This window comes from Haloarcula rara (genome assembly GCF_029338235.1).
GTDB classification, from domain to species: Archaea; Halobacteriota; Halobacteria; order Halobacteriales; family Haloarculaceae; genus Haloarcula; species Haloarcula rara.
In genome coordinates, this window is sequence record NZ_CP119785.1 from 2,610,275 (window position 1) to 2,636,132 (window position 25,858).

The window sequence follows — 25,858 nt, forward strand, 5'->3', positions numbered from 1 at the left end:
TTTTGCCGCGGGCGACGGAACGGGTGGTATGCCAAGCAGACGTGCAGTGCTGTCGCTGGTCGCCGGTGGCACACTCTCACTCGCCGGCTGTGGCGGGTCCGCCGAAGGAACGGAGCGTGACTTCGGACTGACGACCACTGGGACCGAGGGCGTTTCCGGGCAGGCGGTCGGTATCGAACTGACGGCCCGAGGCGTCGGTGAGCTCACGTACCGCGTCGACGCCCTCCCGTCGGGCTGGCAGGTGACACAGGGGGATTTCGACCCCGGACCGACCTCGGTCCGGGAGATGTACCCGCCGGAACTGCTCTGGGAGCCCCCCATAGGGACGGTGACCGGGTCGTTCATCGTCGAGATAGGCTCGAAAGCCGCGCCCGGAGAGTACTCGCTCCCCGTCGAAGCCCGGGCCGGCGAGTCCGACGAGACCGTCGTCTCGACGGCGGTTATCACCGTCGAGGGACAGACCGGGAGTCCCTCGCCAGACGAGCAGGATGGGACCCCTTCGCCACAGGAGCAAGATGGGGGCCCCTCTCCACAGCAATCGACGGAGCGTCAGTCCCCACGTGGGACTGACTAGTCGCCCCGCTCTGCGAGAATCCGGTCGATGATGCGACCGGTCGAGAGCAGCCGTTCGGGGTCGTCCCTGTCGAGCGGGCTCGCCCGACGAATCTCGCAGTCGATACCACGTTCTGACAGCGCCGTTTGCAGGCGCTCCTCGTCGTGGTGCTGGTCGTACCCCAGCGCGATGACGTCCGGGTCGATACGCTCAATGGGGACGAAGATGTCCTCGGGGTGGCCCAGGTGGGACTCGTCGACGGGTTTCAGCGCCCCCACCATCTCCCGGCGCTGCTCGTCGGGAATCACGGGCGGTTCTTTGTGCGTGACGTTCTCCGAGCGGGCGATGATGACGTGGAGTTCCTCGCCCATCTCGGCGGCGTCTCGCAGATAGTGGACGTGACCGGGATGGAGCAGGTCGAAGGTGCCCTGCGCGACGACGCGGGTCACGAGTCGAACTCCTCCTCCCGGAGCTCCTGGTCGATGTCGTGCTGGTCGAAGTCGAAGAACGTCTCCTCGGGTGGCTCGATGTCCAGAACGGGCAGGTCGACCGGTTCACCGTCGTTGTCGAAGGCCTGCCAGTCCCCGGGCCCGTACGGGTAGCCCACGATGATGTGGACGTCTCCCCGTCCGAAGGTGGCCAGGTCGGCGTCGCTCGGCCGGAGGACGCCATTGGGATGTGAGTGTATCGACCCCGCCGCGCGCATGTCGTTTGGCACCATGTTCGTCTTGAGGGTCGCACTCACCGGGTCCGACTCGGTCCCCGGGATGACGAGCACGTCCGTCAGGACGGTGCCGTCCCGGTCTAGGCCGACCTTGCGGGCCTTGTCGCCCCGCAGCAGTCCCATGTACTCGTTCGGATGCGTGTCCTCGGACGCGGCCCGCGCGAAGTCCAGTGCCGACTCGGCGATACCGAGAATCTCGCCCGAGCGAAACAGCCCCATGCTCTCTGGTGTGTTCGGACCGGTTCTAAGCGTTCCGCTCTAGGACTAGTTGGGGATTCTGGCGACGAGAGCAGCTCTCCGAACTATGACCGCCAGAAAGCCCCGAACCGTTCGGCTCGGGGGGCTCGCTGTCGTCCGAGAGGGCGTAGCCCTCTCGTGATCACGAAAGACGCGCAGCGTCTTTCGAACGACGCGCCTCGCCTCCCGCCGGTCGGCTGCGGTGCTTGCGTCGCCCGCCGTCCTCAGAAATCTACGATTTCTGATGGGCTGCGGGAGAGCAAAGCTCTCCCGAACGTCGCCGAACGGTTCGCCCCTTTCAGTCCCACCCGCAGCCGATTGGGTATCCGGCATGGGCGGGAATGAAAGGGGCGGCGGGCTGAACGAAGGCGGCCGACGCAAGCACCGGAACGAACGAGGTGAGTTAGGAGCGCAGCGAGTCCCCCGAGTTCAGCCCGTCGGGGCTTTCTGGCGGTTGTCATCCATAGTGGCCATTACGACAGTACTGAACCCGATACTTGCTAGCCAGCGATTTCGAAGAGTACAAACCGGCGAGTGTCGAAGTGACGGCAAATGTCTTCGCCAACTGGCACCGACGACGGTGCCGAGGCTCCCGATTCGGGAGCCACCGTCTATGATCTCGCCGCTGGCTGTACCGCTGACGACGTCGACGTGGGTTCGCGCTACCGTGCCACGGTCAACGGCGTCGTCGACTACGGGGTCTTCGTCGACCTCTCCGATGCCGTCTCCGGGCTCGTCCACGACTCGAACCTCCAGGGGACCTACGAGGAGGGCGACACGCTCGTCGTCGAACTCGGGGAAGTGCGCTCCGACGGCGACATGAGCTTCGAGGAGGTCGAGGTGACCGACTACGAGACCGAACACGTCCCCCACGGGACCGCCGCCGATGTCGACGCGCTCGGTGACGCGACCGGCGACACCGTCGTCGTTGAGGGGGAGGTCGTCCAGATCAAACAGACCGGCGGCCCCACCATCTTCCAGGTCCGCGACGGGACCGGCGTCGTGCCGTGTGCGGCCTTCGAGGAGGCCGGCGTCCGGGCCCACCCCGACGTGGAAATCGACGACGTCGTCCGGGTCTCCGGCCGCGCCGAGGAGCGCAACGGCGGCGTCCAGGTAGAAGTGGACGCGCTGGCGCGCCTCGAGGGCGACGAGGCGGTCGACGTCGAAGCCACCCTCGCGGACGCGCTCGAGGCGGCGGCCGAGCCCGCCGACATCGACCCGCTCGTCGAGTGGCCAGCCTTCGAGAAGCTGTGGGAGGACCTCCGACAGGTCGCCACCGAGCTCCGAAAGACCGTTCTGGAGGGCCGCCCCATCCGGATGCGCCATCACGCCGACGGCGACGGCCTCTGTGCGAGCGTCCCGCTGCAGGTCGCCCTCGAACGCTTCATCGCGGACCACTACGAGGACGGCGACGCGCCCCAGCACCTCCTCAAGCGCCTGCCGAGCAAGGCGCCCTACTACGAGATGGAGGACGTCACCCGGGACCTCAACTTCGCGCTGGAGGACCGCACCCGGCACGGCCAGAAGCTCCCGCTGGTCCTGATGCTCGACAACGGCTCGACCGAGGAGGACACGCCGGCCTACCGGAACCTGCGTCACTACGACATCCCCGTGGTCGTCGTCGACCACCACCACCCGGACCCCGAGGCCGTCGAGCCGTACATCACCGAGCACGTCAACCCCTACCTCCACGACGAGGACTACCGCATCACGACCGGAATGATGTGTGTCGAGCTGGCACGGATGATCGCGCCTGACCTCACCGAGGAGCTCCAGCACGTGCCGGCCGTCGCCGGGCTCTCGGACCGCTCGGAAGGCGAGGCGATGCCGGACTACCTCGGGCTGGCGGAGGAGCGAGGGTACGACGAGCGGGACCTGCGGGACATCGGTGAGGCGCTCGACTACGCGACCCACTGGCTGCGCTACAGCTCGGGCGACCAGCTCATCACCGACGTGCTCAACGTCGACTGCGACGACCGACAGCGCCACACCGAGCTCGTCGATCAGCTGGCAGAGAAGGCCGAGCGCGACGTCGACCAGCAACTCGACGCCGCGATTGAACACGTAGAGCACGAACGCCTCGACAACGGCGCGCATCTCTACCAGATCGACGTCGAGAACCACGCCTATCGCTTTACCTACCCCGCGCCCGGGAAGACGACGGGCGAGATCCACGACGCGAAGGTCGCCGAGACCGGCGACCCCGTCATCACCATCGGCTACGGCCCCGACTTCGCCGTCCTGCGGTCTGACGGCGTCCGGCTCGACATCCCCCGCTACGTCACGGAACTGACCGCGGAGGTCGACGGTGGCGGCGTCTCGGGTGGCGGTCACCTCGTCGTCGGCTCGATCAAGTTCGTCAAGGGCATGCGCGAGACGGTCATCGACGCCCTGGTCGAGAAGATGGCCGATGCGGAGATCGACGAGGAACTGGCGAGTTCGACGGCGCTGCCCGACGACGTCTGATACTGTTGGCTGTAAGTACGTGGAGATATTCGGCGCCCCGAGGCGCCGAATTCTGCCGTAATGTTACAGCCGACAGTATGACGCGGCGACGGCACTTTTCAGAGAGCTCTATCGCGTAAAGCGGACGCGCCGAGCGGCCAGCCCGGCGACCACGAGCGCGCCGAGAACGGCGGCCGCGATGCCAAGCGGGACCGACGGCCGCCCGCCGTTCCAGTCGCGCTCGAACACGCGGCCGAAGTACGCCGCGACCTCGGGGCCGTGCAGGACGAGCACCACCTCGCGATTCGCCGTTGCGGCCTGCTCGTTCCAGTTAAGGCTCCCCAGGACGACCCGGTCGCCGTCGAGTATCGCGCCCTTCGCGTGTATCTTCGCGTAGCGGTCGCCCGAGTCGGCCACTTTCGCGGAAAGCGGCGCGCCAGTCCGCTCTGCCCACTCGTCGAACCGCTCGACAGTCTTCCGGTTCTCCTCGCGGACGTACCACGCCGAACTCAGGAGGAGTCGGACCTCGACACCGCGTTTCGCGGCCCGCCGGAGCGCCCGCATGAGCGGGGCCTCCCAGTCCCCGACAGTGGGCTGAATCACGTCGATTGAGTCGTTGGCCGCGTCGATTTCGGCGACCAGCGAGTCCTGGGCGTTGTCGGGCGTCACCAGCAGTTCTGTCCGCTCGACCGGGACCGTCGTCGCGTCGAACCGGGACGGATAGCTGCCGTTTGCCGGTTCCCCGCGCTCGAACGACCGGCCCTCGCGGTAGTCAGCCCACACCACGGCGTCGCGCCAACCGGCGTCCGCGCGGAACGTCGCCGCCAGCCCCTCCACGACACGGGACTGGTTCGTCGTCACGCCCCAGCCGCGACTGCTCTTTCCGCCCGTCCCCGCTGGCTTCCAGTTCTCGGTCAGGACGACTGCGCGGTCGTCGGCGACGGCGTACTTCGCGTGATGGTAGCGATACCGCGCCCGCGGCCCGGCGACGACCCGAACCTCGATACCGGCCTCGTTGAGCCGGTCCAGCGTGGTCGCTTCAGCCCGGGTGCGCCCGCCGACGGGGTCGCCTTCCAGCAGTACGCGAACCTCGGCCCCCCGGCGCTGTGCGTCGATGAGCGCGTCAGCGACCCGGACAGAGGAGAGCGTGTAGCCCGCGAGGTAGACGCGAGCGGTCGCGTTCCGTATGGGTGCGAGCGGTGCCTTCGGCGCGTCCGGAAGCGTGAACGCCCGGACCTCGCCGGGGCCGCCCCTGACGACGGGGCGGTCGGTCGCACCGAGCGGTCGCCAGCGAATCGTCGACCCAGCGACGACGCCCAGCTCGCCCTCTTCGGTGTCGCTGTAACGAACGCTCGCGACTGTGGTGTCGTTCCGGGTGAGCCGGACGCTGTCACCGCCGTTTGCGAGTGACGGCGCGCTGTCCACCCCGACGACGGGATAGTCGGTGAGGTTCCGGACGGCATCGGGAGCGTCGGTCACGGCGACCCGGCCGCTCATCGTTCGGTTCGGGAGCGCTGTCGTCGTGTCGCCGTCGGTGAGCGCGTAGCCACCGAGCGCGGTTCCGTTCGGGAGAGCGAGCACGACGAACTCGCCGCGGTCGCCGCCCCGGACGGGGTCCGGGTAGATGGCGTGGATATCGGGGCGTGTGTTCTGCGTCCCGGACGCTTCCGCGGGTGCGATTGCCGGCCCGGTAGCTGACTTGGTCAGTGATTCCGGGGTGTCGCCAGCGGCCGGGAGCGGGCCGACGAACCCGCTAGTCAGGAGCCCACAGCAGACGAGGACGGCGACGGACAGGCGGCGGAGTCGCATCGGCGGGGCTGGCCCCGCCTTCGGTCAAAAGGGTTCGGCTTACGCGCCGGCGGCCTTCTCGGCTTCGGACTGGACGAGATACGCGCGGTCGTCGGTGTATTTGGCGGCTTCCTCGAGTGCGCCCTCGGTGCCTATCTGGCGGAGCGCCCACGCGGCAGAGGCCCGGACCTCGTCGCTGTCGTCCCCTTCGAGGACGTCGGCCAGGGGCTCGACAGCGCGGGTGTCGCCCAGCAGGCCCAGCGTGCGCGCGGCGACCGAGCGCACCTCGTCGCTCTCTGCCGCGAGCCGGTTCGCGACCGGCTGGACCGATTCTTCGCTCCCGATGGCGCCCAGCGACCGGAGCGTCACCTTCTGGAGTGCGGGGTCGCCGTCGCCCTCGATGAACTCGTGGAGCGTCTCGCAGGCGCGGTCGTCGCCTATCTTCCCGAGCACTTCGATGGGGCCCTTGTTGCGCTTCTGGGCGAGCTCGTGCATCTTCTCGAAGGCCGGTTCGGCGTCGCTGCCCAGATGATAGAAGATATCGAGGAAGTACTCCTCCATGAAATCCGAACCCAGCTTGTCGAAGGCATAGAGGACCAGTTCGAGGTTCCCCTCTTTGGCGTGGAGCTTGGCGGCGTTCCACTCGGGCGGGAAGTCCTTCCGGTTCTCGTTGGTCAGAATGTCGTAAAAGCCCTTGGCGTCGAGCTGTTCCTGAACGGTGAGGTCGCTCCAGACCTCGGCGGCGTCGAGGTCCGCCTCCAGCCCTTCGGCGGCTTCCAGCAGGTCCGCGATGGTGTCTGCGTCCGCGTCGGCGTCGAGGTCGGCGGCAGTGACCGCTTCGGCGACCGAGCCGACGGCGTCGGCAGCCGCCTCGAGGTCCTCGCCGATATCGACGTCGCGGTCGAGATAGTCGGCGACCTCGGCGAGGAACGATTCGACGGCGGCGAGCGCGTCCTCCTCGCCGTCGTCGGTCCACTCGCTGTCGGTGAGCGTCGTCTGTGCGTCTTCGAGAATCCCGACGACGTCCTCGGCGTAGGGCCCGCGCTGTGCCTCGAGGTCGTCCCGAAGGTCCGAGAGCCGCGACTCGATTTCCTCGGCCGGGTCCTCGGCCTCCTCGTCGTCCTCGTCCGGTTCCGGGAGCCCTTCGACGTCGCTCTCGGTGCTGTCGAGGCGCTCCTCGACGCCGTCCAGGGCGGCCTCTGTTTCGGCCGCTTCGAGTTCCTGTTCGGCCTCGTCGAGCCGTTCGTGGAGGTCTTCGGCACTGACCGTCGTGTCAGGCACGTCGCTGGTTTCCTCGTCGGCGGGCTCGGAATCCGCCGTCTCGTCGTCCCCGTTGCTCATGTACGCAGGTGTGTGTGTCCGGGCTAAGAGCGTTTTCCTTTCCGGACCGACGCCAGCCGAAACCGTTTGCATTAGGTGCGACCGGCGTGGATGGCCGACCATGACCGCCGACAGCGTGCAGTCGATAATCGACCAGCTCCACGAGGAAGCCGAGATGGACCTCCCGGCCGGCGAGACGCCCGATATCGGCATCGTCATGGGTTCGGATTCGGACCTGCCGACGATGGCCGGCGGCAAGGGGAAGCGCCCGGGCGCCTACGCCGCCCTCGCCGACGAACTCGGGTTCGAAGAGCAGACAGAGTACACGGACGCCCCGGACGCCCGGTTCACGTTCGAGACGTTCGTCTGCTCGGCCCACCGGACCCCGGACCTGATGTACGCCTACGCGGAGACGGCCGAGGCCCGCGGCATAGACGTCATCATCGCGGGCGCGGGCGGCAAGTCGGCCGACCTGCCCAACATGACCGCCAGCATCGCCTATCCGCTGCCTGTCATCGGCGTTCCCGTTCAGGAGAAGTCCGTCGACTCCGTCATCGGGATGCCACAGGGCGCGCCCATCACCGCCGTCGACGCCGGCAAGTCGTTCAACGCCGCACTGACTGCGGTCCAGATGCTCTCCCGGCAGCACGACGAACTGCGCGACCGGCTCGTGGACTACCACCAGAGCCTGCAAGAGGGGGTCGGCGAGGTCTCACGGGACCTCCACGAACTGGGGACGCCCGGGTTCAAAGACCAGTACTGGGACGCCGACGACGAATAATACCACGGCCTCACTCCTGGGGTCCTGACAGGGGGTCGTACACAGATAGACGTAACTGTCCGAGGCGCCCGAATTCCGCCGCCGTGGCGGTTATCAACCCTTATATGCGAGTACTCCTAACCGTCGCACGATAGGAGATTCCGGAATGAGTAATCCATGGATTGCCATCGGTGCGCTCGCCGTCGTAGCCCTCGCGATACCCATCACGATGATGTTCGTCTCGAGCCTGCTGCGACCGAGCGTCCCCGAACAAGGCAAAACCGCCACCTACGAGTCCGGTGAGGTGCCGACTGGCAGCAGCCAGAAGATCAAGTTCAATATCCAGTACTACATGGTCGCGCTGCTGTTCGTCGTCTTCGACATCGAGACCGTCCTCATCTTCCCGTGGACGGTCATCTACCGCGACGCCGTCGGCGCGGTCGGGATGACGAGGGCGCTCCTGCCGATGGTCGCCTTCATCGGTATCCTCGCCGTCGGACTCGGCTGGGCATGGCGCAACGGTGCAGTCAGATGGGTGCGCAGTTCGCGCGCCACGAAGGGGGCAGACACGTATGAGTAGTGACCAGACACCACCGGCAGTGAAGGACGTATCGACCCAGGAAGCCCGGATGGGCGAGGGTGCGGACGACCGGTTCAACTCGACGCTGCGAGAGGCGTTCGGTTCGACGCCGTTCATCCTCACCAAGTTCGACCAGTTCATGAACTGGGTTCGTGGCTCCTCGATGTTCATGCTGCAGTTCGGTATCGCTTGCTGTAGCATCGAGATGATCGCCACGTACGCCATCAAACACGACCTGGACCGCTTCGGGGCCGGGATTCCGCGGGCGTCGCCGCGACAGGCCGACGTCATCATCGTCCCGGGGACTATCGTCTCGAAGTTCGCCCCGCGCATGAAGCGGGTGTACGACCAGATGCCCGAGCCCAAGTTCGTCGTCTCGATGGGCTCGTGTACCATCTCGGGCGGCCCGTTCCAGGAAGGCTACAACGTCGTCAAGGGCGCCGAGGAGGTCATCCCGGTCGACATCCACGTTCCGGGGTGTCCGCCGCGACCCGAGGCGCTCGTCTACGGCGTCGCCAAGCTCCAGGAGCGCATCGCCAACGGCGAGTCCTCGCCGGTGACGGTCAAGCCTTACGAGCTCGAACAGTTCGGCGACCTGGACCAGGACGAACTCGTCCAGCACCTCGCCGACGAAATCGACGAGGACGACCTCGTGATGCGGTACAACTGGGACGATTCGCCATGAGCCTAGAGAAACCCACCACACCGGCCGAAATCGGCGTCACCGAGGACGGGCTGGACTACGACGCGCTGGCGGACCTGCTCGGCGGTCACGTACTAGACCGCGAAACCCACGTTAACGCGGAAGGGTTCGTCATCCGTCCCGACGAAGTCCAAGACGTCCTCTCGACGCTGAAGACCGAAGCCGGTTTCGACCACTGCGCCTGTGTCACGGCCCAGGAGTACGACGACCGTTACGAGTCTATCTACCACCTGCGGAAGTACGACGACCCGACACAGGAGCTGTCCATCGTCGTGCCCTCGCCCAAGGACGACCCGCACAACCAGTCGGGCGCCCGCGTCTACGACACTGCAGACTGGCACGAGCGCGAGGCCTACGACCTGGTCGGCATCGACTACGACGACCACCCGGACCTCCGCCGCATCCTCCTGCCCGACACCTGGCAGGGCCACCCGCTCAGCCAGGACTACAACCAGAGCCAGCCCCAGATCGTCACGCTGCGGGAGAACGCCAATCCGCTGCAGGACGACAAGCGCAGCGAGGACGACCCCGATACGATGTTCGTCAACATCGGACCACACCACCCGGCCACCCACGGCGTTCTCCACGTGAAGACGGTGCTGGACGGGGAGCAGATAGCCGACATCGACCCGGATATCGGTTACCTGCACCGCTGTGAGGAGCAGATGTGTCAGAACGGGACCTACCGGCACCAGATAATGCCGTACCCGGACCGCTGGGACTACGTCTCTGCGGGCATCCTCAACGAGTGGGCCTACGCGCGTGCGGCCGAGGACCTCGCCGACATCGAGGTTCCCGAGTACGCACAGGTCATCCGGACGATGTCCGCCGAGCTGTGTCGAATCGCCGCGCACATGCTCGCGCTGGGGACCTTCGCACTGGACGTCTTCGGCGACTTCACCGCCATCTTCCAGTACGCGTTCCGCGACCGCGAAGTGGTCCAGAACATCCTCGAGGACCTCACCGGCCAGCGGCTGATGTTCAACTACCTCCGCCTCGGTGGGGTGGCCTGGGACCTGCCCGAGCCCCGCGAGGAGTTCTTCGAGAAGGTCCGTGACTTCCTCGATGACCTCCCCTACAAGCTGGAGGAGTACCACGACCTCATCACGGGCAACGAGATCTTCCAGATGCGCTGTGTCGACACGGGCGTTCTCTCGCCGGAGCTGGCCAAGTCCTACGGCGCGACCGGCCCCGTCGCCCGCGGGTCGGGCGTCGACTACGACCTGCGACGGGACGACCCCTATGGCTACTACGACGAGCTGGACTGGAACGTGGTTACGGAGACCGGCTGTGACAACTTCAGCCGCGTCCTCGTCCGAATGCGCGAGGTCGAGGAGTCGGCCCGCATCATCGAGCAGTGTGTCGACCTGCTCGAACAGTGGCCCGAGGACGACCGTGAGATTCAGGCCAACGTCCCCCGGACGCTGCGTCCGGACCCGGACCGAGAGATATACCGCGCCGTCGAGGCCGCGAAGGGCGAACTCGGCATCTACATCCGCTCGGACGGCACGGACAAGCCGGCCCGGTTCAAGATTCGCAGTCCGTGCTTCTCGAACCTCCAGACGCTGCCCGAGATGTCCCAGGGCGAGTACATCCCAGACATGATTGCCTCGCTCGGTAGCCTCGACATCGTGCTCGGGGAGGTGGACCGCTGATGGCGCCCGAGTCGGCTCCGCTTCCCGAGACGCTCGCGGAACTCGCGGGCATGGACCCCAATAGCGTCCCGGTGATGATTCTGATGAGCCTCATCGGCGCGGCCCTCATCGGCACGCTGATGATGACCAACACGGCCCTTGCGGGACCGTGGGCAAAGCGGAAGATCACGGCCGCGTTCACCGACCGCATCGCGGTCGACCGAATCGGCCCCTTCGGCCTGCTCATCATCGTCGCTGACTCGGTGCGACTCCTCTCGAAAGAGCTCATCGTTCCCGAGGGCGTCGACCGCCCGGCGTGGGACCTGGCACCGCTACTAATCGCGAGCTCTGCGCTGCTTGGCTTTGCCGTCATCCCGATGGGGAACGGGCTGCATCTGGCCGACCCCGAAGTGGGTCTGGCGTACGTCTTCGCCACGGCCTCGATGGCTTCCGTCGGTCTGGTGATGGCCGGCTACGCGTCGAACAACAAGTACTCCTTCCTCGGCGGCCTGCGTGCGGTCGCACAGAACCTGGCCTACGAGATTCCCCTGATTCTGACGGGGGCCTCCGTGGTCATCTTCGCCGGCTCGCTCCAGATGAGCGAGATCGTCGCGGCTCAGAGCCAGACGCTCATCGGCCCGCTTCCGTCGTGGTACGCCTTCGTCAACCCCTTCGCGTTCGCTCTGTTCATGATAGCGAACCTGGCCGAAGTGGGTCGGAACCCCTTCGACATCCCGGAGGCGCCGACGGAGATTGTTGCCGGCTACCAGACCGAGTACTCCTCGGTGTATTTCGTCCTCATCTACCTGGGCGAGTTCATCCACATCTTCCTCGGTGGCGCCATCATCGCCACCATCTTCCTCGGAGGGCCGGCTGGTCCGGTGCTGCCGGGCATCGTCTGGTTCCTCATCAAGATCTGGGGCGTCTTCCTCTTTACCCAGTGGGCGCGCTCGGCCGTCCCGCGTGTCCGTATCGACCAGCTCATCGAAATCGGCTGGAAAGGGATGCTCGTGCTCTCGCTTGCGAACCTGCTGTTGACTGCGGTTATCGTCGGGGTGATCGCCTGATGACCGCCGCGATTGCGACCGCTGGAGGTACCTACCAATGATTGGCATCATGAAATCCATGGCGACGACGATGAAACACGCCCTCGACGGGGAGACGTTCACGGTGGAGTACCCTGACGTCGCCCCCGAGGTGAGCCCCCGCTTCCGCGGCGTCCACAAGTTCAGCCAGGAACGGTGTATCTGGTGTCGACAGTGCGAGAACGTCTGTCCGAACAACACCATCCAGATCGTCCAGGACGACCAGCGCAACGGCGAGCAGTACAACCTCCACATCGGCCAGTGTATCTACTGTCGACTGTGTGAGGAGGTCTGTCCCGTCGACGCTATCCTCCTGACCCAGAACTTCGAGTTCACCGCGGACACGAAAGACGAGTTCGCCTACGACAAAGAGCAACTCAAGAACGTCCCGTGGTACAAGGACATCGACCCGCTGGAATCGCGCGAACCGGACCGCGGTGCGTGGATCGGCGAAGGCGACGGCGAAGTCGACTATCAGTAGCGACTCGCCGCGACCACTTTTTCAGTTCGGTACCATCTGTCACCCGTCCGATTCGTCGAGTTCCGAGACGGCGATACGGAGCCGTCCGTCCTCCAGCGTCGTCACCATCTTCGATTCGGTGAAGGTGGTGCCGTCCGCCCGGAGCCCCTCGCTGTGGCCGCGCCACCTACCCCCGTCCCGGACGACGGGCCAGACGTGTGTTCGGATGTGTTCGACTTCCTCGTCGGGGTGGAGCTCTGCCCAGTGTTTGCCCGGTATCTCCTCGGGGTCGTAGCCGTAACAGTCGGCGTAGCTCTCGTCGGCGTCCCGGTAGTGGCCGTCGCGCCCGACTACACCCACACCGTCGAGTTCGGTCTCGCTCGTCGCGTCGAACTGACCGTCCGAGTCCACGGCGTGTCTGACGCGGCGACCGAGCATGGCGTACTGCTCCGCGCCGTGGCCCTTCCGGAGATAATCGGTGACCTCCGCGCTGATAATCTCTCTGGCGACCTCGTTCGTCTCCTCGCCCGAGAACAGCAAGACGGGTAATTCGGGATGGGTCTCGCGGACGCGTTCCAGCAACTCGATACCGTTCATCCCAGGCATCCGGTAGTCGGAGATGAGACAGTCGACAGTCGCGTCACCGCTCTGGATAGTCTCGAGCACCGCTGTCGCGGACGTCTCGGTCCTGACGCGACAGTCGAGCCCGCTTCGCTCCCGTTCCAGATACAGTTCGACGAGCTCACATAGCCGCGGGTCGTCGTCCACGTGGAGTACGCGTATCGGGTCGCCCGACGAGTCCGACATCGTGTGAACTGATGTCTAGAGGCAAGATAAGCTTTTGCTCGCAGCGCTACCCGGTGAAAAGATCGGGCGGTCGAGAACCCGCAGGCTCACTGGCTTGGTGGAGTCAGCGTGGCGACGGTGGTGACGCAGTCACCGCCACAGTTTGAGCCCAGTGACGGGGTCGGTCTCGCGGTCGCCGTCGTTGACACGCTCGTCCCACGACTCATCGGTTCGCAGCACCGGCGTCTCGGCCGCTTCCCTGGTGAAATCCGTATCGAAAACGCGCATATACACCTCGCCGACGAACACCGTCCCCGCGTTCAGATGGCCGGCGACGACGGAGCCGTCGGACTGCGCGAGCACGGCGTGTGTATGGGCGTACGGTGCGGGTTCGTCGCCCTCAATCTGTGCGACGTTGCCCGCACACGATGCCACTTCCATCGGCTCGTCGAACCTCGTCGGGCCGTACGAACACGACGTCTGGTCGTAGAACGACACCTCCGCGTCCGTGAGACCGCCGATGGCGGTGAACCAGGCCGCATCGCCGTCCGCGGCCGCGTACATCGCTTCCAGTTCTGCGCGCCAGTCCTCGCCAGGTTTCATCGTCCCGACGTACTCTCCGACGGACTGGACGGACCGGATTTCCATTACGCGTATCTAAATTTAATCGGTGAAGTAGCTACCGAAACAGCCGGCAGCCCAGGTGTTCCATCAGCTGTCGACGAGCCGACTGATATCGGGGGCTCTGCGATGTTGTCCCCTGGATTTCACGTCCAGTCGCGTCTATCACGCGCTCGCTCGCGCGAGGCGAAAGAGGAATCTTCAAAGGGCCGCCGCCAAGAGAGTCAACCAAGATGGCACTGTACGAGTCAATCGCGTTCGCGCTGTTCGCTCTGGTGACGGTGGGCAGCGCGGCCGGCGTCGTGTTAGTCCGTGACGTCTGGCATTCGGCGCTGTTACTGGGCGTCTCGTTGGTCAGCGTCGCCGTGTTCTACGTGTTGAACATGGCGGCGTTCGTCGCAACGATGCAAATCCTCGTTTACGTGGGCGGTGTCCTCATCCTCATCACGTTCGCCGTGATGTTGACCCGAGAGGACGAATCCGTCATCGAGGTGACGCCATGACGAACCGACCCCGACTCAACACCGAGGGGAGCCTGGTCGCCGGACTCGCCGCCGTGGCGCTGTTCGTCGTCCTCGGAACCGTTTTCCTGACCGCCTCGTTCCCCGTCCCGGCGGGCTTTCCCGACGGGGCCGCGGTAACGAAGAGCCTCGGCGCGGCGATGTTCGACATCGCGCCGGGACAGCTCATGGACGACGGTGAGGCGGCCATCCCCGGTGAGGGGTTCCTGGTCGCGTTCCTCCTTATCGGCGTCCTCCTCGATGCCGCACTGGACGGTGCGGTGATGCTCGCAAAGCGCGAGGAAGCCGGTGAAAACGTTGGTCTCGGCTCCGGTGCGGACGAGCCAGCGGACGCCGTCGCCGCCGACGGCGGTGAGCAGGCCGATGGTCTGCGAGCCTCGTCGGACCCACGGTCCGACGGCGGCGAACGCGCCGATGGGGGTGACAACTGATGGCGGTCGCTGCTCAGTACTACCTCCTGCTGTCGGCCGCGATCTTCTGTATCGGCCTGTTCGGTGTGCTGACGCGACGGAACGCGCTCATCTTCCTGATGTCGGTCGAGCTGATGCTCAACGCGGCCAACATCAACTTCGTCGCGTTCTCGCTCCAGCACGGCAACCTCACCGGACAGGTCTTTGCGCTGTTCGGGATGGCCATCGCGGCCGCCGAGGTGGCCGTCGGTATCGGCATCATCCTCGTTCTGTACCGCAACTTCAGTGACGTGGACGTGACCAAAGCGACGACGATGAGGTGGTAACGATGGCTGCATTCACATACGCTCCGGCAATCGTCCTGCTCCCGTTCGTATCGTTCCTCGTCGCCCTGTTCCTGGGCGACCGGATGCCCAAAGGCGGCGCCCTCGCCGGTATCGCGGCGACGGGACTGTCGCTCGTGCTCTCTATCTGGGTGGCCCTCGACGTGGCCGGCTTCGTCGGGTCGAGCACGTCCTACAACGAGTTTATCTACACGTGGGTCGCCGGGGTCGATTCCATCACGCTCCGCTTTGGCCTGCTGCTTGACCCGCTGTCGGCGCTCATGCTGCTTATCGTCACCCTCATCGCCTTCCTGGTCCACATCTTCTCGCTGGGCTATATGAACGACGAGGGCGAGACTGGCCTCCCGCGCTACTACGCCGGACTCGGCCTCTTTACGGCCAGCATGCTCGGCTTCGTTGTGGCCAACAACCTGTTGATGGCCTTCATATTCTTCGAGCTGGTGGGGCTGTGTTCGTATCTCCTCATCGGCTTCTGGTTCCGCGAGGACGGCCCGCCAAGCGCCGCGAAGAAGGCGTTCCTGGTCACCCGCTTCGGTGACTACTTCTTCCTCATCGGCGTCGTTGGCATCATCGCCACGTTCGGCACCGGCCTCTTTGCCCCCATCCGCGAGGGCGGCCAGGTCGTCGAACAGAGCTTCCCGGCGCTGGCCGAGGCTGCCATCGTCGACGGCGCGACCGGACCGATTGCCATGCTCGAGACCGTCGGCATGGGCCCGCAGGCGTGGTTCACCGTGCTGGGCCTGCTCGTGCTCGGCGGCGTCATCGGGAAGTCCGCGCAGTTCCCGCTGCACACCTGGCTCCCCGACGCGATGGAAGGCCCGACGCCGGTTTCGGCGCTGATTCACGCGGCGACGATGGTCGCGGCCGGTGTCTACCTCGTCGCGCGGATGTACGGGTTCTACGCAATCTCGCCGACGGCGCTCGCGGTCATCGCGCTGGTCGGTGGCTTTACCGCCCTGTTCGCGGCGACGATGGGCGTCGTCAAACAGGAGCTCAAACAGGTCCTCGCGTACTCCACCATCTCCCAGTACGGCTATATGATGCTCGCACTGGGTTCGGGTGGCTACGTGGCCGCGGTCTTCCACCTGACGACTCACGCCGTCTTCAAGGCGCTCCTGTTCCTCGGCGCGGGGTCGGTCATCATCGCCATGCACCACAACGAGAACATGTGGGACATGGGCGGCCTGAAAGACCGGATGCCAGTGACCTACTGGACGTTCCTCTCGGGCTCGCTGGCACTGGCCGGTATCGTTCCCTTCGCCGGCTTCTGGTCGAAGGACGAGGTCCTGTACGAGGCGCTCATCCACGGGTTCGGGAGCTCGAACGGCCTCGGCCCGGTCTACCTGCTCGCGTACACGTTCGGGCTGCTTGCGGTCTTCATGACCGGCTTCTACACCTTCCGCATGGTGTATCTCACCTTCCACGGCGAGCCCCGGACCGATATCGCGCGTGACCCGGTCTCGGTCGGCTGGAACGTCAAGGGCCCGCTCTCGGTGCTTGGCGTGCTCGCAGCGACGGTCGGCTTTATCAACATGGCGCCGGTCGCGAAGCTGACTGGCGCACATATCGACTTCCTCCACAAGTGGCTCAACGGGCCCGACGAGGGCGGCTGGCCGGCAGCGCTCAACACCGGGTTCCACCACTACGAGGTGCTGCTCAAGGACGTCGCCGGTGTCGGTGTCGGCGAACCGCTGGGCTCTATCGGCACGCTGCTGGGCTCGGCGGCCCTCTCGCTGGCGCTTGCGCTTGCTGGCCTGCTCGTCGCCCGCTCGCTGTACAGCGGGCCCGAGCCGGTCGAACACACGGACAAGCTCGGCGGTGTGAAGACCATACTCATGCACAACTACTACCAGGACGAGTATCAGGTGTGGCTCGCGACCGGGCTCACGTACCCGGTCGCCCGCGCGATGGACAAGTTCGACCAGGGCGTTGTCGACGGCGTCGTCAACGGCGTCTCCTCCGTGAGCCTCTTTGGCGGCCGTCGGGCCCGACGCATCCAGTCCGGCGTCGTCAGCAACTACGCGACGCTACTGACCCTCGGGCTCGTGCTCTTGCTGGTCGTCTTCGGGCTCGCCGGGGGGTGGTTCTGAATGCTGGTCGAGACCCTCCTGCTGGTGACGCTGCTCGGTGCGGGTATCGTCATGCTTGCGCCCGACCGCTTCGCTGGGAAGCTCGCGGCCGGCATCAGCGTGATTCCGGTCGCGCTGACGACCTACATGTACTACGTGTTCCTGACCGACTACAACGGCGCCGGGAACGCCTTGCTCTCGCCCGGTGAGGTCGCCTTCGGGACCCAGATTCCGTGGCTCAACCTGGGCGAGTACACCGTCCAGTACTACGTCGGTCTGGATGGCGTCAGTATGCCGCTGCTCGCGCTGACGACCATCCTGACCACGCTGGCCATCGTCTCGGCCTGGACGCCCATCGACGAGCGCCAGTCCCAGTTCTACGGACTGATGTTACTGATGGAAGTGAGTCTCATCGGTGTCTTCACCGCGCTGGATTTCTTCCTCTGGTTCGTCTTCTGGGAGGGCGTGCTCATCCCGATGTACTTCCTCATCGGCGTGTGGGGTGGCCCACGCCGGAAGTACGCAGCTATCAAGTTCTTCGTCTACACGAACGTCGCCTCGCTGGTGATGTTCGCGGGTCTCTTCGCCCTCGTGTTCGCGACCGACGTGACGACGCTGTCCCTGCCCGCGATGGCGACGGCGTTCCGGGGCGCGACCGGCCTGCCCACCTTCGCCGGCTACAGCCTGGCGACGATATCCTTCGTCTTGATGTTCATCGGCTTCGCGGTGAAGGTGCCCGTCTTCCCGCTGCACACGTGGCTGCCCGACGCCCACGTCGAGGCGCCGACGCCGGTGTCGGTGATGCTTGCCGGCGTCCTCCTGAAGATGGGAACCTACGCACTGCTGCGATTCAACTTCACGATGCTGGAGGCGACGGCCCGCCAGCTGGCGGTGCCGCTGGCCATCGTCGGCGTCGTCTCGGTCATCTACGGCGCAATGTTGGCCCTGGCCCAGCGTGACCTCAAGCGCATCGTGGCGTACTCCTCTATCTCGTCGATGGGCTATGTCATCCTGGGGCTGGTCGCCTTTACCCCGCTCGGGATGGGCGGTGCGACCTTCCAGATGGTCGCCCACGGGCTCATCTCCGGGCTGATGTTCATGACGGTCGGCGTCATCTACAACACGACCCACACGCGCATGGTGGGCGATATGTCCGGGCTCGCAGACCGGATGCCGTGGACGGTCGGCATCTTCGTCGCGGCGGCCTTCGGCTACATGGGCCTGCCGCTGATGGCCGGCTTCGCTGCCGAATTCTTCATTTTCCAGGGCGCGTTCAACGCGGCCACGCTGGGTGCGAGCGCCCCGGTGCTCACGTCGCTGGCGATGTTCGGCATCGTCATCGTCGCGGGCTACCTGCTGTGGGCGATGCAGCGCACCCTCTTTGGCGGCTTCAACCTGGAGACTGACTACGAGGTCGGTCCCGCAGCCGTCCACGACGTGGCGCCGCTTGCTGTCCTCCTGTTGCTCGTCATCGCACTGGGTGTCGCTCCCGACCTCTCGCTGGACATGATACAACACGCTGTTGCCCCACTCACCGGAGGTGGTGCATAGATGGTCGACCCGACGTGGCTCGCGACTGCGCCCGCACTCGCCTTTGGCGCAGCGGCGCTCGTGCTGTTGCTTGCCGACAGCATCGACCCGGACACGACGAACACCACTGTACTGGGCGGTATCGCCGTCGCCGGCTCGCTCGGTTCGCTGGCCGCCGCGGTGTACCTGCTGTACGGCGGCGTCGGCATTCCGACCGGTGAGGGCGGGAGCGGTCCGGCCGTCCTCTTTGGCGGGCAGCTGGTCGTCGACCAGATGGCGCTTTTCTTCATGACCATCGTCGCGAGCGTCACCGCGCTGGTGACCCTCGCCAGCATGGACTACGTGCGCGAACACGCCTACCAGGCGGAGTTCTACTCGCTGGTCCTGCTGTCGGCGACCGGTATGAGCCTGCTCTCGGCCGCGAACAGCCTGGCGACGGGCTTTGTCGCCTTCGAGCTCGTCTCGCTGCCCTCGTACGCCCTCGTGGCCTTCCTGAAGAAGAACCGCGGGAGCGTCGAGGCGGGGCTGAAGTACTTCCTGATCGGTGCGGTCTCGTCGTCGGTGCTGGCCTACGGCATCTCGCTTGTGTACGCTGCGACCGGTGTGATGCGATTCGACGCCGTCGCGACGGCCATCCAGTCAGGCACCGTCCAGACCGTCGTCGACGGGAGCATCGAGGCACAGGCGAGTGGCGCCTCGGTGCAGATGTCCATCCTCGGCGTCGGTATCGTGATGATTATCGGCGGGCTCGCGTTCAAGATGGCCGCCGTCCCCTTCCACTTCTGGGCGCCGGAGGCCTACGAGGGCGCGCCCGCGCCGATATCGGCGTTCCTCTCCTCGGCTTCGAAAGCTGCGGGCTTCGTGATTGCGTTCCGCGCGTTCGCCGTGGCCTTCCCCATCGGCGCGCTGGCCGAGACCGGCGGCGCGGTCGACTGGTTCGTCGTCTTCCAGGTGCTCGCCATCGCGACGATGTTCATCGGGAACTTCGCCGCGGCGACCCAGGAGACAGTCAAGCGGATGCTGGCCTACTCCTCGGTCGGCCACGCCGGCTACGTCCTCATCGGACTGGCCGCGCTGACCGCCACCGGTGACGGCATGGCCCTGTCAATGAGCGCCGGGATGGCCCACCTGCTTGTCTATGGCTTCATGAACACCGGCGCGTTCCTCTTTATCGCGCTGGCGGAGTACTGGGGCGTCGGCCGACGCTTCGAGGACTACAACGGCCTGGGCAAACAGGCACCCGTCGCCTGCGCGGCGATGACGGTGTTCTTGTTCAGTCTGGCCGGCCTGCCCATCGGCGGCGGGTTCTTCTCGAAGTTCTACCTGTTCCAGGCGACCCTGAACGTCAGCGCGTGGTCGCTCGCGGCCGCACTCGTAATAAACAGCGCCCTGTCGCTGTTCTACTACTCACGGGTCGTCAAGGCGATGTGGATAGAGGAGCCCACGGGCGAGCGGACGATCGAATCTTACCCGACGGGGCTGTACACCGCCATCGTCGCGGCGGCGGTCATCACTGTGCTCCTGATTCCCGGCTTCGGCTACGTCTCCGAGGTCGCCTTCCGCGCCGTCGAACTACTGTAGCTCGTACACGAACACGCCGCCGCTCGACCGCTTTTCGACGCGACCCCGTTCTTCCAGCACGTCCAGGTGGCCAACAGCCTCGCTCATGCCCGCGAAATACTCCGTGGCCGGGAGGTCACCGAAGAGGGCCGTCATGACGTCGACGGGTGTCGTCGCGCCCTCACCGACGATGTCGGCCACCTCGCCGCTGCGCTGGTCGTGTTCCTCGAGGACGGCGTCGATACGCGCTCGCGGCGACTCGACCGGCTCGCGGTGGCCCGTCAGAAAGCGGTCGTGGCCCTGCTCCCGGAGCCAGCGTAGCGACTCGTTGAACGCCGGGAGGACTCGTGGCCGCTGGCCGCCGGCCGTCGGCGGTGGCTGCAGGAAGGGATTAGGCGTTATGTCGACAAGCACCGTGTCGCCGACGAGGGCCTCGCGGCGACCCTCGTGGTCGTACGAGAAGATGCGCTCGCCGACGGCGTGGCCGGCGACACTGTCGACCGTGAGGGGTTCGTCGTCGACGGTGAGGGTGTCACCGGCGTCGAGTTCGCGGTCCGTGTCGACGCTCTGTGCGTAGGGCAGAAAGGCCTCGGGAAGCTGTGTGACCGCCTTTGCGGTCTCTCTGGAGATGCCACAGCGCTCGAAGAAGTCCGTGAAGTAGGACTGCTCGTATCGGAGGCGGGCACCGAAATCCCGCATGATGTCGGCCCCTTCAGAGCTGGCCAGTACCCGCGCGCCGGCGTCCCGGAACCGGTGGGCCAGCCCGAAGTGGTCGGGGTGTGGATGTGTGACGAGCACTTGCGAGATGTCGCTGGGCGCCAGCTCGCGGGCTTCGAGAGCCTCCAGCAGCCGGGACCACGCTTCCTCGCTGTCTGGTCCCGGGTCGACGATGGTTCGGCCCGCGATGTAGGTGTTGACCGCACCCACCTGGAACGGCGTCGGAATCGACACCCGTGTGAACATATCCCGACCTAACGCTGTACCGGTGAAAACAGTTCGTACACCGGCGACGGTAGCGTGACCAGTTTACAGGCCGATGAAGTCGTCCAGCTCGACGTCGTCGAGGCGGCCGTCACAGACGGCACACGAATCGATGTGCTCCGGTGCTTGCCCCCCTTCCATGTGCAAGTTGCCACACTCTGTACAGACCTCGAATTTTGCTTGTAGCATACGGGAGAGTGATTTCGCTGTATCTCATTTGTGCCTGCGTCCAATCAAATGCTATCTGGTAACAAAGGTCGCCACAAAGGCTATATCTGTTCTCCGCGAAAGGACAGATATGAATAGACACTTCGAAGACGCTCGGTACTACCTCAAGCGCGCTGGCGAGACCGCAGGCAAAGGCGTCAAAGCGGAGCTCGAACCGGTCGAGGCGCGGTTCCGGGAACTCACTGGGACCGAGGAAGAACCCGAACCGAGCCGACTGGAGGCCGTGAAAGCCGACCTGAAGACGCTCCAGGAGCGCGCCGAGGGTGAGGCCGAGACCGCTATCGGACAGGCCCGCGAGCGAATCGGGAACTACCGCGGGAAACAGGCGCCGGAAGCGTAATCGGAACGCAATTCTTAAAGTAGCCCCTCGTATAGCTACGGGTGCCGGGTTGGTGGTCTAGTCCGGTTATGACATCGCCTTCACACGGCGAGGGTCGGCGGTTCGAATCCGCCCCAACCCATTTCTTCCATTCCTCTTTCCAAAGGACCAGACAGCGCGCCTGTGCTTAAGTACTGCAATGGGTATCACGACTACATTCGATGAAGCCGCTTCCTTGGGGTGTCTCCCGTGAGGTGGTTTCACTCAGGGAACAGAGTATTGAGTAATAAATCTTTGTATGAGGGGGATTTTGCGCGTGCGAGCTAATTCTTAATTGGTGAAGTATCAGTACTGCCACATTATGTCGTGAACACAGGCGGCGTGGCGCGTGTGTGGTCAACACCTGCGTCTCTCAGAACACATACACTATATACAATACACTCGACCAACAGAAATTATCTCTAAAAGTCACTATTAGTGCTTACTGAGCCGCTACCATCACTGATGAGGGTGAATATGAAAACTTGCAAATTACTCATTATCTACAAGCACTTCAACTGTTCTGTACTTTATAATTAGAGACAGTTTAATGCTGGATTAGAGACTTGATAATCAATAGATGACTCAGACGACTGAAGAAGCTGTGTTACTGGCCCTTGAAACAAGAAATGACCTTTTCCAGAGTCTGCATGAAATGCTCAGCAGTGACAATTATGTGGAAGTTCTGATGGCACTTGAAGAGGGGAAGACCCAAACGGAAATTGCAAACGAGGTAGGAACAAGTAGTGCTACTGTCTCTCGTGCGGTGGGTGAGTTGGAAGATTTTGAATTGATTGAGGAAGGAGAAAACGGCTACAAGAAGACCTTGCCCGCACTTGACCATCCCATGATTCAGCACTTCTATCAGACGGAGGTGCTGAACAGTGAGTGAAGATACTGACGATATTTTGCGTGATATACGTCGGTGGCTCAAGATAATAGGAATACAAGAAGCTAAACCTATACTCACAGAAGCTCTCTCATCCGAAGACCCAGAGGAAGAGCGTGACCTCAGAATAACTTATCACCTTACAGATGGAGAGCATGGCACTCGTGATATTGCGGAGCTGATTTCTTACTCAAGATACTGGATTATGTCTCGTTATGAAGAATGGTCAAACATGGGCGTTATTGAGAGAAATGCGCCAAATTCCCCCTACCATCACGTTATTAGCTTAGAGGAAGTGGGAATTGAAGTGCCAGATATACCAGAGCCAGAAGATGATGACTCGGAAGGAGAGGCTGTAGAAAGACAGGAAGACGATGACTCGGAAGAAGAGGCTGTAGAAAGACAGGAAGACGATGACTCGGGAGAAGAGGCTGTAGAAAAGCAGGAAGAAGATGTAAAAGGCGCCTCACTGACGGATTATCAATGATGGATGAAGAATCAAAGGAACTTCTTGAAAGTATTGACAACCGGCTGAAATGGTTACTTCAACTTAGAGTAGAAGAAAAATTCGACGATGGAGCTACGAACAAAGAAAAAGTGAAAATGTTATACCATATGGGTTTTGCGAATGAAGAAATGGCTGAAGTGGTAGGCACTTCGGAAAGTAGTATTCGAGGAACAGTCTCAACGCTTCGCAGTGAGGGAGAGATTAATTCATGACCAACGAAGAGATTCTTGCCGAACTGCGAACCATTCGGACACTGCTTGCGCTTGAGAAAGAAGAAGAATTGAATGGAATACTGAATGGCCTTGACGAAGTTGAGCAAGCCCTTGTTGGAGAAATTGATGATGAATGGGGTTCACTGGCCACCGAGGAGATTGCTGAAGAGTGTGATGTAGGTGAAAGAACCGTCAGAAGGCGAGTCGGAAATTTGGAAGAGATACATCTTATTGAGCGGCAAGGAAATCGTTCTGGAACAAAGTACAGAGAAACTGGCCTGTTGAGAGCCGCAGAGTTGATTACGTCTGAGTAATATCATACTTAAAATGCCAAATGATAATGACCTTCTACGTGAGTTGAATCAAAAAGTGAATAATATGCAGAGAGATATCAATGATATTCAGGGAGACGTGAATATTTTGTCTACACTCAATAAAGAGCGCCACAGAGATGATTTAATCAATCTGATTGAGGGGAAATTTGGGCGCTCAACAAATAAACGACGCGTCTGGTATTACTCGAATGGTGAGCGTGACCCTGAAGACTTGTCTGAGGAGGCAGACATTCCAATTGGCAGTGTATACCAGTGCGTCTCAGATTTGAATCGTGAAGGTCTACTAATAAAGAATGAGCGGGACGGAACAGTGTTCTACGAAAAAGCTGAGATTTCATTAGATATTGGTCTTGAAGACCGTCTCGAAGACGATATTGAAGACCTGTGACTCTCTCACCAACGGTATATTTTGGGGCATGGACGACCGCTCTGCTGGTTTGGGGAACACTATCATACAAATATTACGAAAAGTGGGAAAAGCAACCTTCCAAAGTCGGTGACAAAATTCGTCGGGTAAATGCCCGAAGTGGATATAATCAGAGCGTTGGCAGGGAAGAATTAGTCAAAGGCCTTAGAATACCTTGGAAAAGGAATGAGCTGAAACGATTTGCTGAAAATAATAGTATTAGCGTCTCTGAGTACATTACAGAGATACATCAAAGAGTTGGCCATCCTGAATATCTTTTTTTCGTTTTGTTATTCCATGCTACTGGCTTTGTTTTCACAATTAGCGGAATCTCGTATTTGGCTCCGGGAGGTATCCTCTCAGCAGAAATCTACTTGCTAATGGTCTATAGTTTATTTGTCGTTAGTTTTGGACTCTACTGGCGTTTTTAAACTAAGCTCTCACAATCGAGTAAAATGATGAAACTCAGGAAGACTGAAAATGGGGTAAACACAGGCGACGCACCATCACAGCATGCCCGACCTACACCCGGTCGAAGTGGCTGTATGTCCGTTCTGTAGTTACAATCGTTGCGTGCCTGAGACGCTTTGTAACATCATAGAGTGTATTCCCTTCCTCCCGATTGAGCATCCTATATGCAACGCTGTGACGTAGCGTATGCGGGCCTATCTCCGAAGGTTCTCCTCTTCCTCGAACAGTGTACGGTCGTACCTCAGCGGCTTCTGCGGCTTCTGAGACGACATTACGGACACTCTCTGTAGTCATTCGGTCAGATTGGCGTGATGGGAACAACGCGGGCGATTCACGCCAGCGTGTATTGAGGTACTGCCTCAAAGTCCGCACTGTATCACTGGCAAGCTCAATCTCAGTGTACTGAGGGGTGTTGTCATTTGGATAGTCTTTCTGAACTTCTGCGGGGAGCCTCAATACACCATCATCTAAATCCAGCATTTCCACATCTACAGACACTCCCTCGCCTACTCGAAGACCTGTATCATAGAGGAGTGCTATCAGAGAGTCATTTCTTCCAGCCAAATAGTCGGCACTCTCGCGTGTGGTCGCATCTCGTATATCCTCGACCTGCTCTGGCTTGAGCCATACCTGTGCTTTTGCACCCTGCTCAGTTTGGGAATTTGTAGATTCTGGCATTGAGTGTTTGTCTCTTTATATGCATTCCTCCCCCAATCACTTGTGAGTTTGGGTTTTCATTAATAAAATCCAAAACTCACTTCCCGGACAAATTTACTACAACAGGAAGCACACATTGTCGAAGAAAACATCCGGGGGGTACAGGCTTTTTTTTAAACGCACCAATTCGGTTTAGGTTCTGCGCCCACTAGTCCAGACTCTGAAAATCTTCGAAATATTCCCCAGAAATAGGGTATTTTGATACTGTTAATTGTACGAGAGTTTCTGTGCCCTCATCGGACTGTATCTTAGAAACAACCTCATAGAGCTGTTCTATAATTCACTAATCTCAATCCGAGATACATTGAATGAACCTTCTACAATTACTGCCACTCTGCTCCACTCGATGTGTGAACACAGGGGGACCGACAACGCTAACAGCATAATGCTGTGGCGGTTATGGTCTGCCGCGCCTGTGTTTACTGCGGTTCACTATTAGATGCTATTTTGTGTTGCTCGGCAAGGAGTAGATTCAGTCGGCCAAGCACTTCACCAGACACTACATGGCCGAATTAAGTATCCAGTCGTTGGCAAGTATGGTCGGAGGGCGGCGACGATTCCCTTGCGGTTTCGAGCCGCCCGACTATTTCTTAATAACTCACTTTCTGTATTTCTTCTAAACA

General features: G+C 62.3%; 29 protein-coding genes and 1 tRNA gene. 21 read left to right on the forward strand and 9 right to left on the reverse strand.

Going from position 1 to position 25,858, the window contains the following annotated elements; all coding sequences use genetic code 11:
* Nucleotides 1–28: 28 nt before the first annotated feature.
* Entirely contained in the window at nt 29–574 is a 546-nt protein-coding gene (locus P1K32_RS13900) for a hypothetical protein (protein WP_276250305.1), read from the forward strand.
* Here the strand turns inward: P1K32_RS13900 and P1K32_RS13905 are convergent.
* Both P1K32_RS13905 and P1K32_RS13910 read right to left on the reverse strand, forming a co-directional pair.
* Nucleotides 571–1,002 (reverse strand): FAD synthase family protein, encoded by a 432-nt coding sequence (locus P1K32_RS13905; RefSeq protein WP_276250306.1) that lies wholly within the window; start codon nt 1,000–1,002, stop codon nt 571–573. The genes P1K32_RS13900 and P1K32_RS13905 overlap by 4 nt on opposite strands.
* Nucleotides 999–1,496, reverse strand: a complete 498-nt coding sequence (locus P1K32_RS13910; RefSeq protein ID WP_276250307.1) for a Mov34/MPN/PAD-1 family protein — start codon at nt 1,494–1,496, stop codon at nt 999–1,001. The genes P1K32_RS13905 and P1K32_RS13910 overlap by 4 nt, the downstream gene beginning before the upstream one ends.
* Before the next feature lie 570 nt (nt 1,497–2,066).
* Between P1K32_RS13910 and P1K32_RS13915 the strand changes: the two genes are divergently transcribed.
* Nucleotides 2,067–3,980: a Hef-associated nuclease gene (locus tag P1K32_RS13915; RefSeq protein ID WP_276250308.1), complete on the forward strand. Its 1,914-nt coding sequence runs from the start codon at nt 2,067–2,069 to the stop codon at nt 3,978–3,980.
* Between the two features lie 108 nt (nt 3,981–4,088).
* Here the strand turns inward: P1K32_RS13915 and P1K32_RS13920 are convergent, their stop codons facing one another.
* Complete coding sequence (locus P1K32_RS13920; protein ID WP_276250309.1) at nt 4,089–5,768, reverse strand: phospholipase D-like domain-containing protein; 1,680 nt, start codon at nt 5,766–5,768, stop codon at nt 4,089–4,091.
* Between the two features lie 39 nt (nt 5,769–5,807).
* Complete coding sequence (locus P1K32_RS13925) at nt 5,808–7,088, reverse strand: HEAT repeat domain-containing protein (protein WP_276250310.1); 1,281 nt, start codon at nt 7,086–7,088, stop codon at nt 5,808–5,810.
* A 100-nt stretch (nt 7,089–7,188) separates the two neighbouring features.
* Between P1K32_RS13925 and P1K32_RS13930 the strand changes: the two genes are divergently transcribed.
* From P1K32_RS13930 to P1K32_RS13955, 6 genes are all read left to right on the forward strand, one after another.
* A complete protein-coding gene (locus tag P1K32_RS13930; protein WP_276250311.1) occupies nt 7,189–7,848 on the forward strand; it encodes an AIR carboxylase family protein in 660 nt (219 codons plus the stop codon).
* 145 nt (nt 7,849–7,993) lie between these two features.
* The gene (locus tag P1K32_RS13935) at nt 7,994–8,407 is read left to right on the forward strand and encodes an NADH-quinone oxidoreductase subunit A (protein ID WP_276250312.1); all 414 of its coding nucleotides are present in this window, start codon (nt 7,994–7,996) and stop codon (nt 8,405–8,407) included.
* Nucleotides 8,400–9,092, forward strand: coding sequence for an NADH-quinone oxidoreductase subunit B (locus P1K32_RS13940; protein WP_276250313.1), 693 nt, complete (start codon nt 8,400–8,402; stop codon nt 9,090–9,092). Before P1K32_RS13935 ends, P1K32_RS13940 begins: the two co-directional genes overlap by 8 nt.
* Nucleotides 9,089–10,765 (forward strand): NADH-quinone oxidoreductase subunit D, encoded by a 1,677-nt coding sequence (locus P1K32_RS13945; protein ID WP_276250314.1) that lies wholly within the window; start codon nt 9,089–9,091, stop codon nt 10,763–10,765. The genes P1K32_RS13940 and P1K32_RS13945 overlap by 4 nt, the downstream gene beginning before the upstream one ends.
* Before the next feature lie 50 nt (nt 10,766–10,815).
* Nucleotides 10,816–11,811, forward strand: a complete 996-nt coding sequence (locus tag P1K32_RS13950; RefSeq protein ID WP_419181069.1) for a complex I subunit 1/NuoH family protein — start codon at nt 10,816–10,818, stop codon at nt 11,809–11,811.
* Nucleotides 11,812–11,848: 37 nt separating this feature from the next.
* Nucleotides 11,849–12,310, forward strand: coding sequence for a NuoI/complex I 23 kDa subunit family protein (locus P1K32_RS13955; RefSeq protein WP_220587819.1), 462 nt, complete (start codon nt 11,849–11,851; stop codon nt 12,308–12,310).
* A 39-nt stretch (nt 12,311–12,349) separates the two neighbouring features.
* Here P1K32_RS13955 and P1K32_RS13960 read toward each other — a convergent pair whose 3' ends face one another.
* Together P1K32_RS13960 and P1K32_RS13965 are read right to left on the reverse strand one after the other, a co-directional pair.
* Nucleotides 12,350–13,096 carry a response regulator gene (locus tag P1K32_RS13960; protein ID WP_276250316.1) on the reverse strand — a complete coding sequence of 249 codons (747 nt, stop codon included), beginning with the start codon at nt 13,094–13,096 and terminating at the stop codon, nt 12,350–12,352.
* A 129-nt stretch (nt 13,097–13,225) separates the two neighbouring features.
* Complete coding sequence (locus P1K32_RS13965) at nt 13,226–13,723, reverse strand: PPC domain-containing DNA-binding protein (RefSeq protein WP_276250317.1); 498 nt, start codon at nt 13,721–13,723, stop codon at nt 13,226–13,228.
* A 206-nt stretch (nt 13,724–13,929) separates the two neighbouring features.
* Between P1K32_RS13965 and P1K32_RS13970 the strand changes: the two genes are divergently transcribed.
* Genes P1K32_RS13970 through P1K32_RS13995 form a run of 6 tightly spaced genes read left to right on the forward strand, consistent with a single transcriptional unit; the run spans nt 13,930 to nt 20,151 of the window.
* The gene (locus P1K32_RS13970) at nt 13,930–14,199 is read left to right on the forward strand and encodes an NADH-quinone oxidoreductase subunit J (RefSeq protein ID WP_220587816.1); all 270 of its coding nucleotides are present in this window, start codon (nt 13,930–13,932) and stop codon (nt 14,197–14,199) included.
* A complete protein-coding gene (locus tag P1K32_RS13975) occupies nt 14,196–14,648 on the forward strand; it encodes an NADH-quinone oxidoreductase subunit J family protein (RefSeq protein ID WP_276250318.1) in 453 nt (150 codons plus the stop codon). The genes P1K32_RS13970 and P1K32_RS13975 overlap by 4 nt, the downstream gene beginning before the upstream one ends.
* On the forward strand, nt 14,648–14,953 hold the full coding sequence (nuoK, locus tag P1K32_RS13980) for an NADH-quinone oxidoreductase subunit NuoK (RefSeq protein ID WP_276250319.1): 306 nt from the start codon (nt 14,648–14,650) through the stop codon (nt 14,951–14,953). Before P1K32_RS13975 ends, nuoK begins: the two co-directional genes overlap by 1 nt.
* 2 nt (nt 14,954–14,955) lie before the next feature.
* Nucleotides 14,956–17,061, forward strand: coding sequence for an NADH-quinone oxidoreductase subunit L (gene nuoL, locus P1K32_RS13985; protein WP_276250320.1), 2,106 nt, complete (start codon nt 14,956–14,958; stop codon nt 17,059–17,061).
* Entirely contained in the window at nt 17,062–18,591 is a 1,530-nt protein-coding gene (locus P1K32_RS13990) for a complex I subunit 4 family protein (RefSeq protein ID WP_276250321.1), read from the forward strand.
* Nucleotides 18,592–20,151 carry an NADH-quinone oxidoreductase subunit N gene (locus tag P1K32_RS13995; RefSeq protein ID WP_276250322.1) on the forward strand — a complete coding sequence of 520 codons (1,560 nt, stop codon included), beginning with the start codon at nt 18,592–18,594 and terminating at the stop codon, nt 20,149–20,151.
* Here P1K32_RS13995 and P1K32_RS14000 read toward each other — a convergent pair.
* Together P1K32_RS14000 and P1K32_RS14005 are read right to left on the reverse strand one after the other, a co-directional pair.
* Nucleotides 20,143–21,093: an MBL fold metallo-hydrolase gene (locus P1K32_RS14000; protein ID WP_276250323.1), complete on the reverse strand. Its 951-nt coding sequence runs from the start codon at nt 21,091–21,093 to the stop codon at nt 20,143–20,145. The genes P1K32_RS13995 and P1K32_RS14000 overlap by 9 nt on opposite strands.
* Before the next feature lie 63 nt (nt 21,094–21,156).
* Entirely contained in the window at nt 21,157–21,300 is a 144-nt protein-coding gene (locus tag P1K32_RS14005) for a hypothetical protein (protein ID WP_276250324.1), read from the reverse strand.
* A 109-nt stretch (nt 21,301–21,409) separates the two neighbouring features.
* Here P1K32_RS14005 and P1K32_RS14010 point away from each other — a divergent pair, with 109 nt between their 5' ends.
* The 7 genes from P1K32_RS14010 (at nt 21,410) to P1K32_RS14040 (ending at nt 24,029) form a co-directional block, all read left to right on the forward strand.
* On the forward strand, nt 21,410–21,679 hold the full coding sequence (locus tag P1K32_RS14010; RefSeq protein ID WP_276250325.1) for a DUF7553 family protein: 270 nt from the start codon (nt 21,410–21,412) through the stop codon (nt 21,677–21,679).
* Between the two features lie 46 nt (nt 21,680–21,725).
* Nucleotides 21,726–21,800 (forward strand) — tRNA-Val (locus P1K32_RS14015).
* Nucleotides 21,801–22,277: 477 nt separating this feature from the next.
* Nucleotides 22,278–22,589, forward strand: coding sequence for a helix-turn-helix domain-containing protein (locus tag P1K32_RS14020; protein WP_276250326.1), 312 nt, complete (start codon nt 22,278–22,280; stop codon nt 22,587–22,589).
* Complete coding sequence (locus P1K32_RS14025) at nt 22,582–23,073, forward strand: pescadillo ribosomal biogenesis factor family protein (protein ID WP_276250327.1); 492 nt, start codon at nt 22,582–22,584, stop codon at nt 23,071–23,073. Before P1K32_RS14020 ends, P1K32_RS14025 begins: the two co-directional genes overlap by 8 nt.
* Nucleotides 23,070–23,306 (forward strand): hypothetical protein, encoded by a 237-nt coding sequence (locus tag P1K32_RS14030; RefSeq protein WP_276250328.1) that lies wholly within the window; start codon nt 23,070–23,072, stop codon nt 23,304–23,306. Before P1K32_RS14025 ends, P1K32_RS14030 begins: the two co-directional genes overlap by 4 nt.
* Entirely contained in the window at nt 23,303–23,620 is a 318-nt protein-coding gene (locus P1K32_RS14035) for a DeoR family transcriptional regulator (RefSeq protein ID WP_276250329.1), read from the forward strand. The genes P1K32_RS14030 and P1K32_RS14035 overlap by 4 nt, the downstream gene beginning before the upstream one ends.
* Nucleotides 23,621–23,684: 64 nt before the next feature.
* Complete coding sequence (locus P1K32_RS14040; protein ID WP_276250330.1) at nt 23,685–24,029, forward strand: hypothetical protein; 345 nt, start codon at nt 23,685–23,687, stop codon at nt 24,027–24,029.
* A gap of 540 nt (nt 24,030–24,569) precedes the next feature.
* Here the strand turns inward: P1K32_RS14040 and P1K32_RS14045 are convergent.
* Nucleotides 24,570–25,196: a tyrosine-type recombinase/integrase gene (locus P1K32_RS14045; RefSeq protein ID WP_276250331.1), complete on the reverse strand. Its 627-nt coding sequence runs from the start codon at nt 25,194–25,196 to the stop codon at nt 24,570–24,572.
* Between the last annotated feature and the right edge of the window lie 662 nt (nt 25,197–25,858).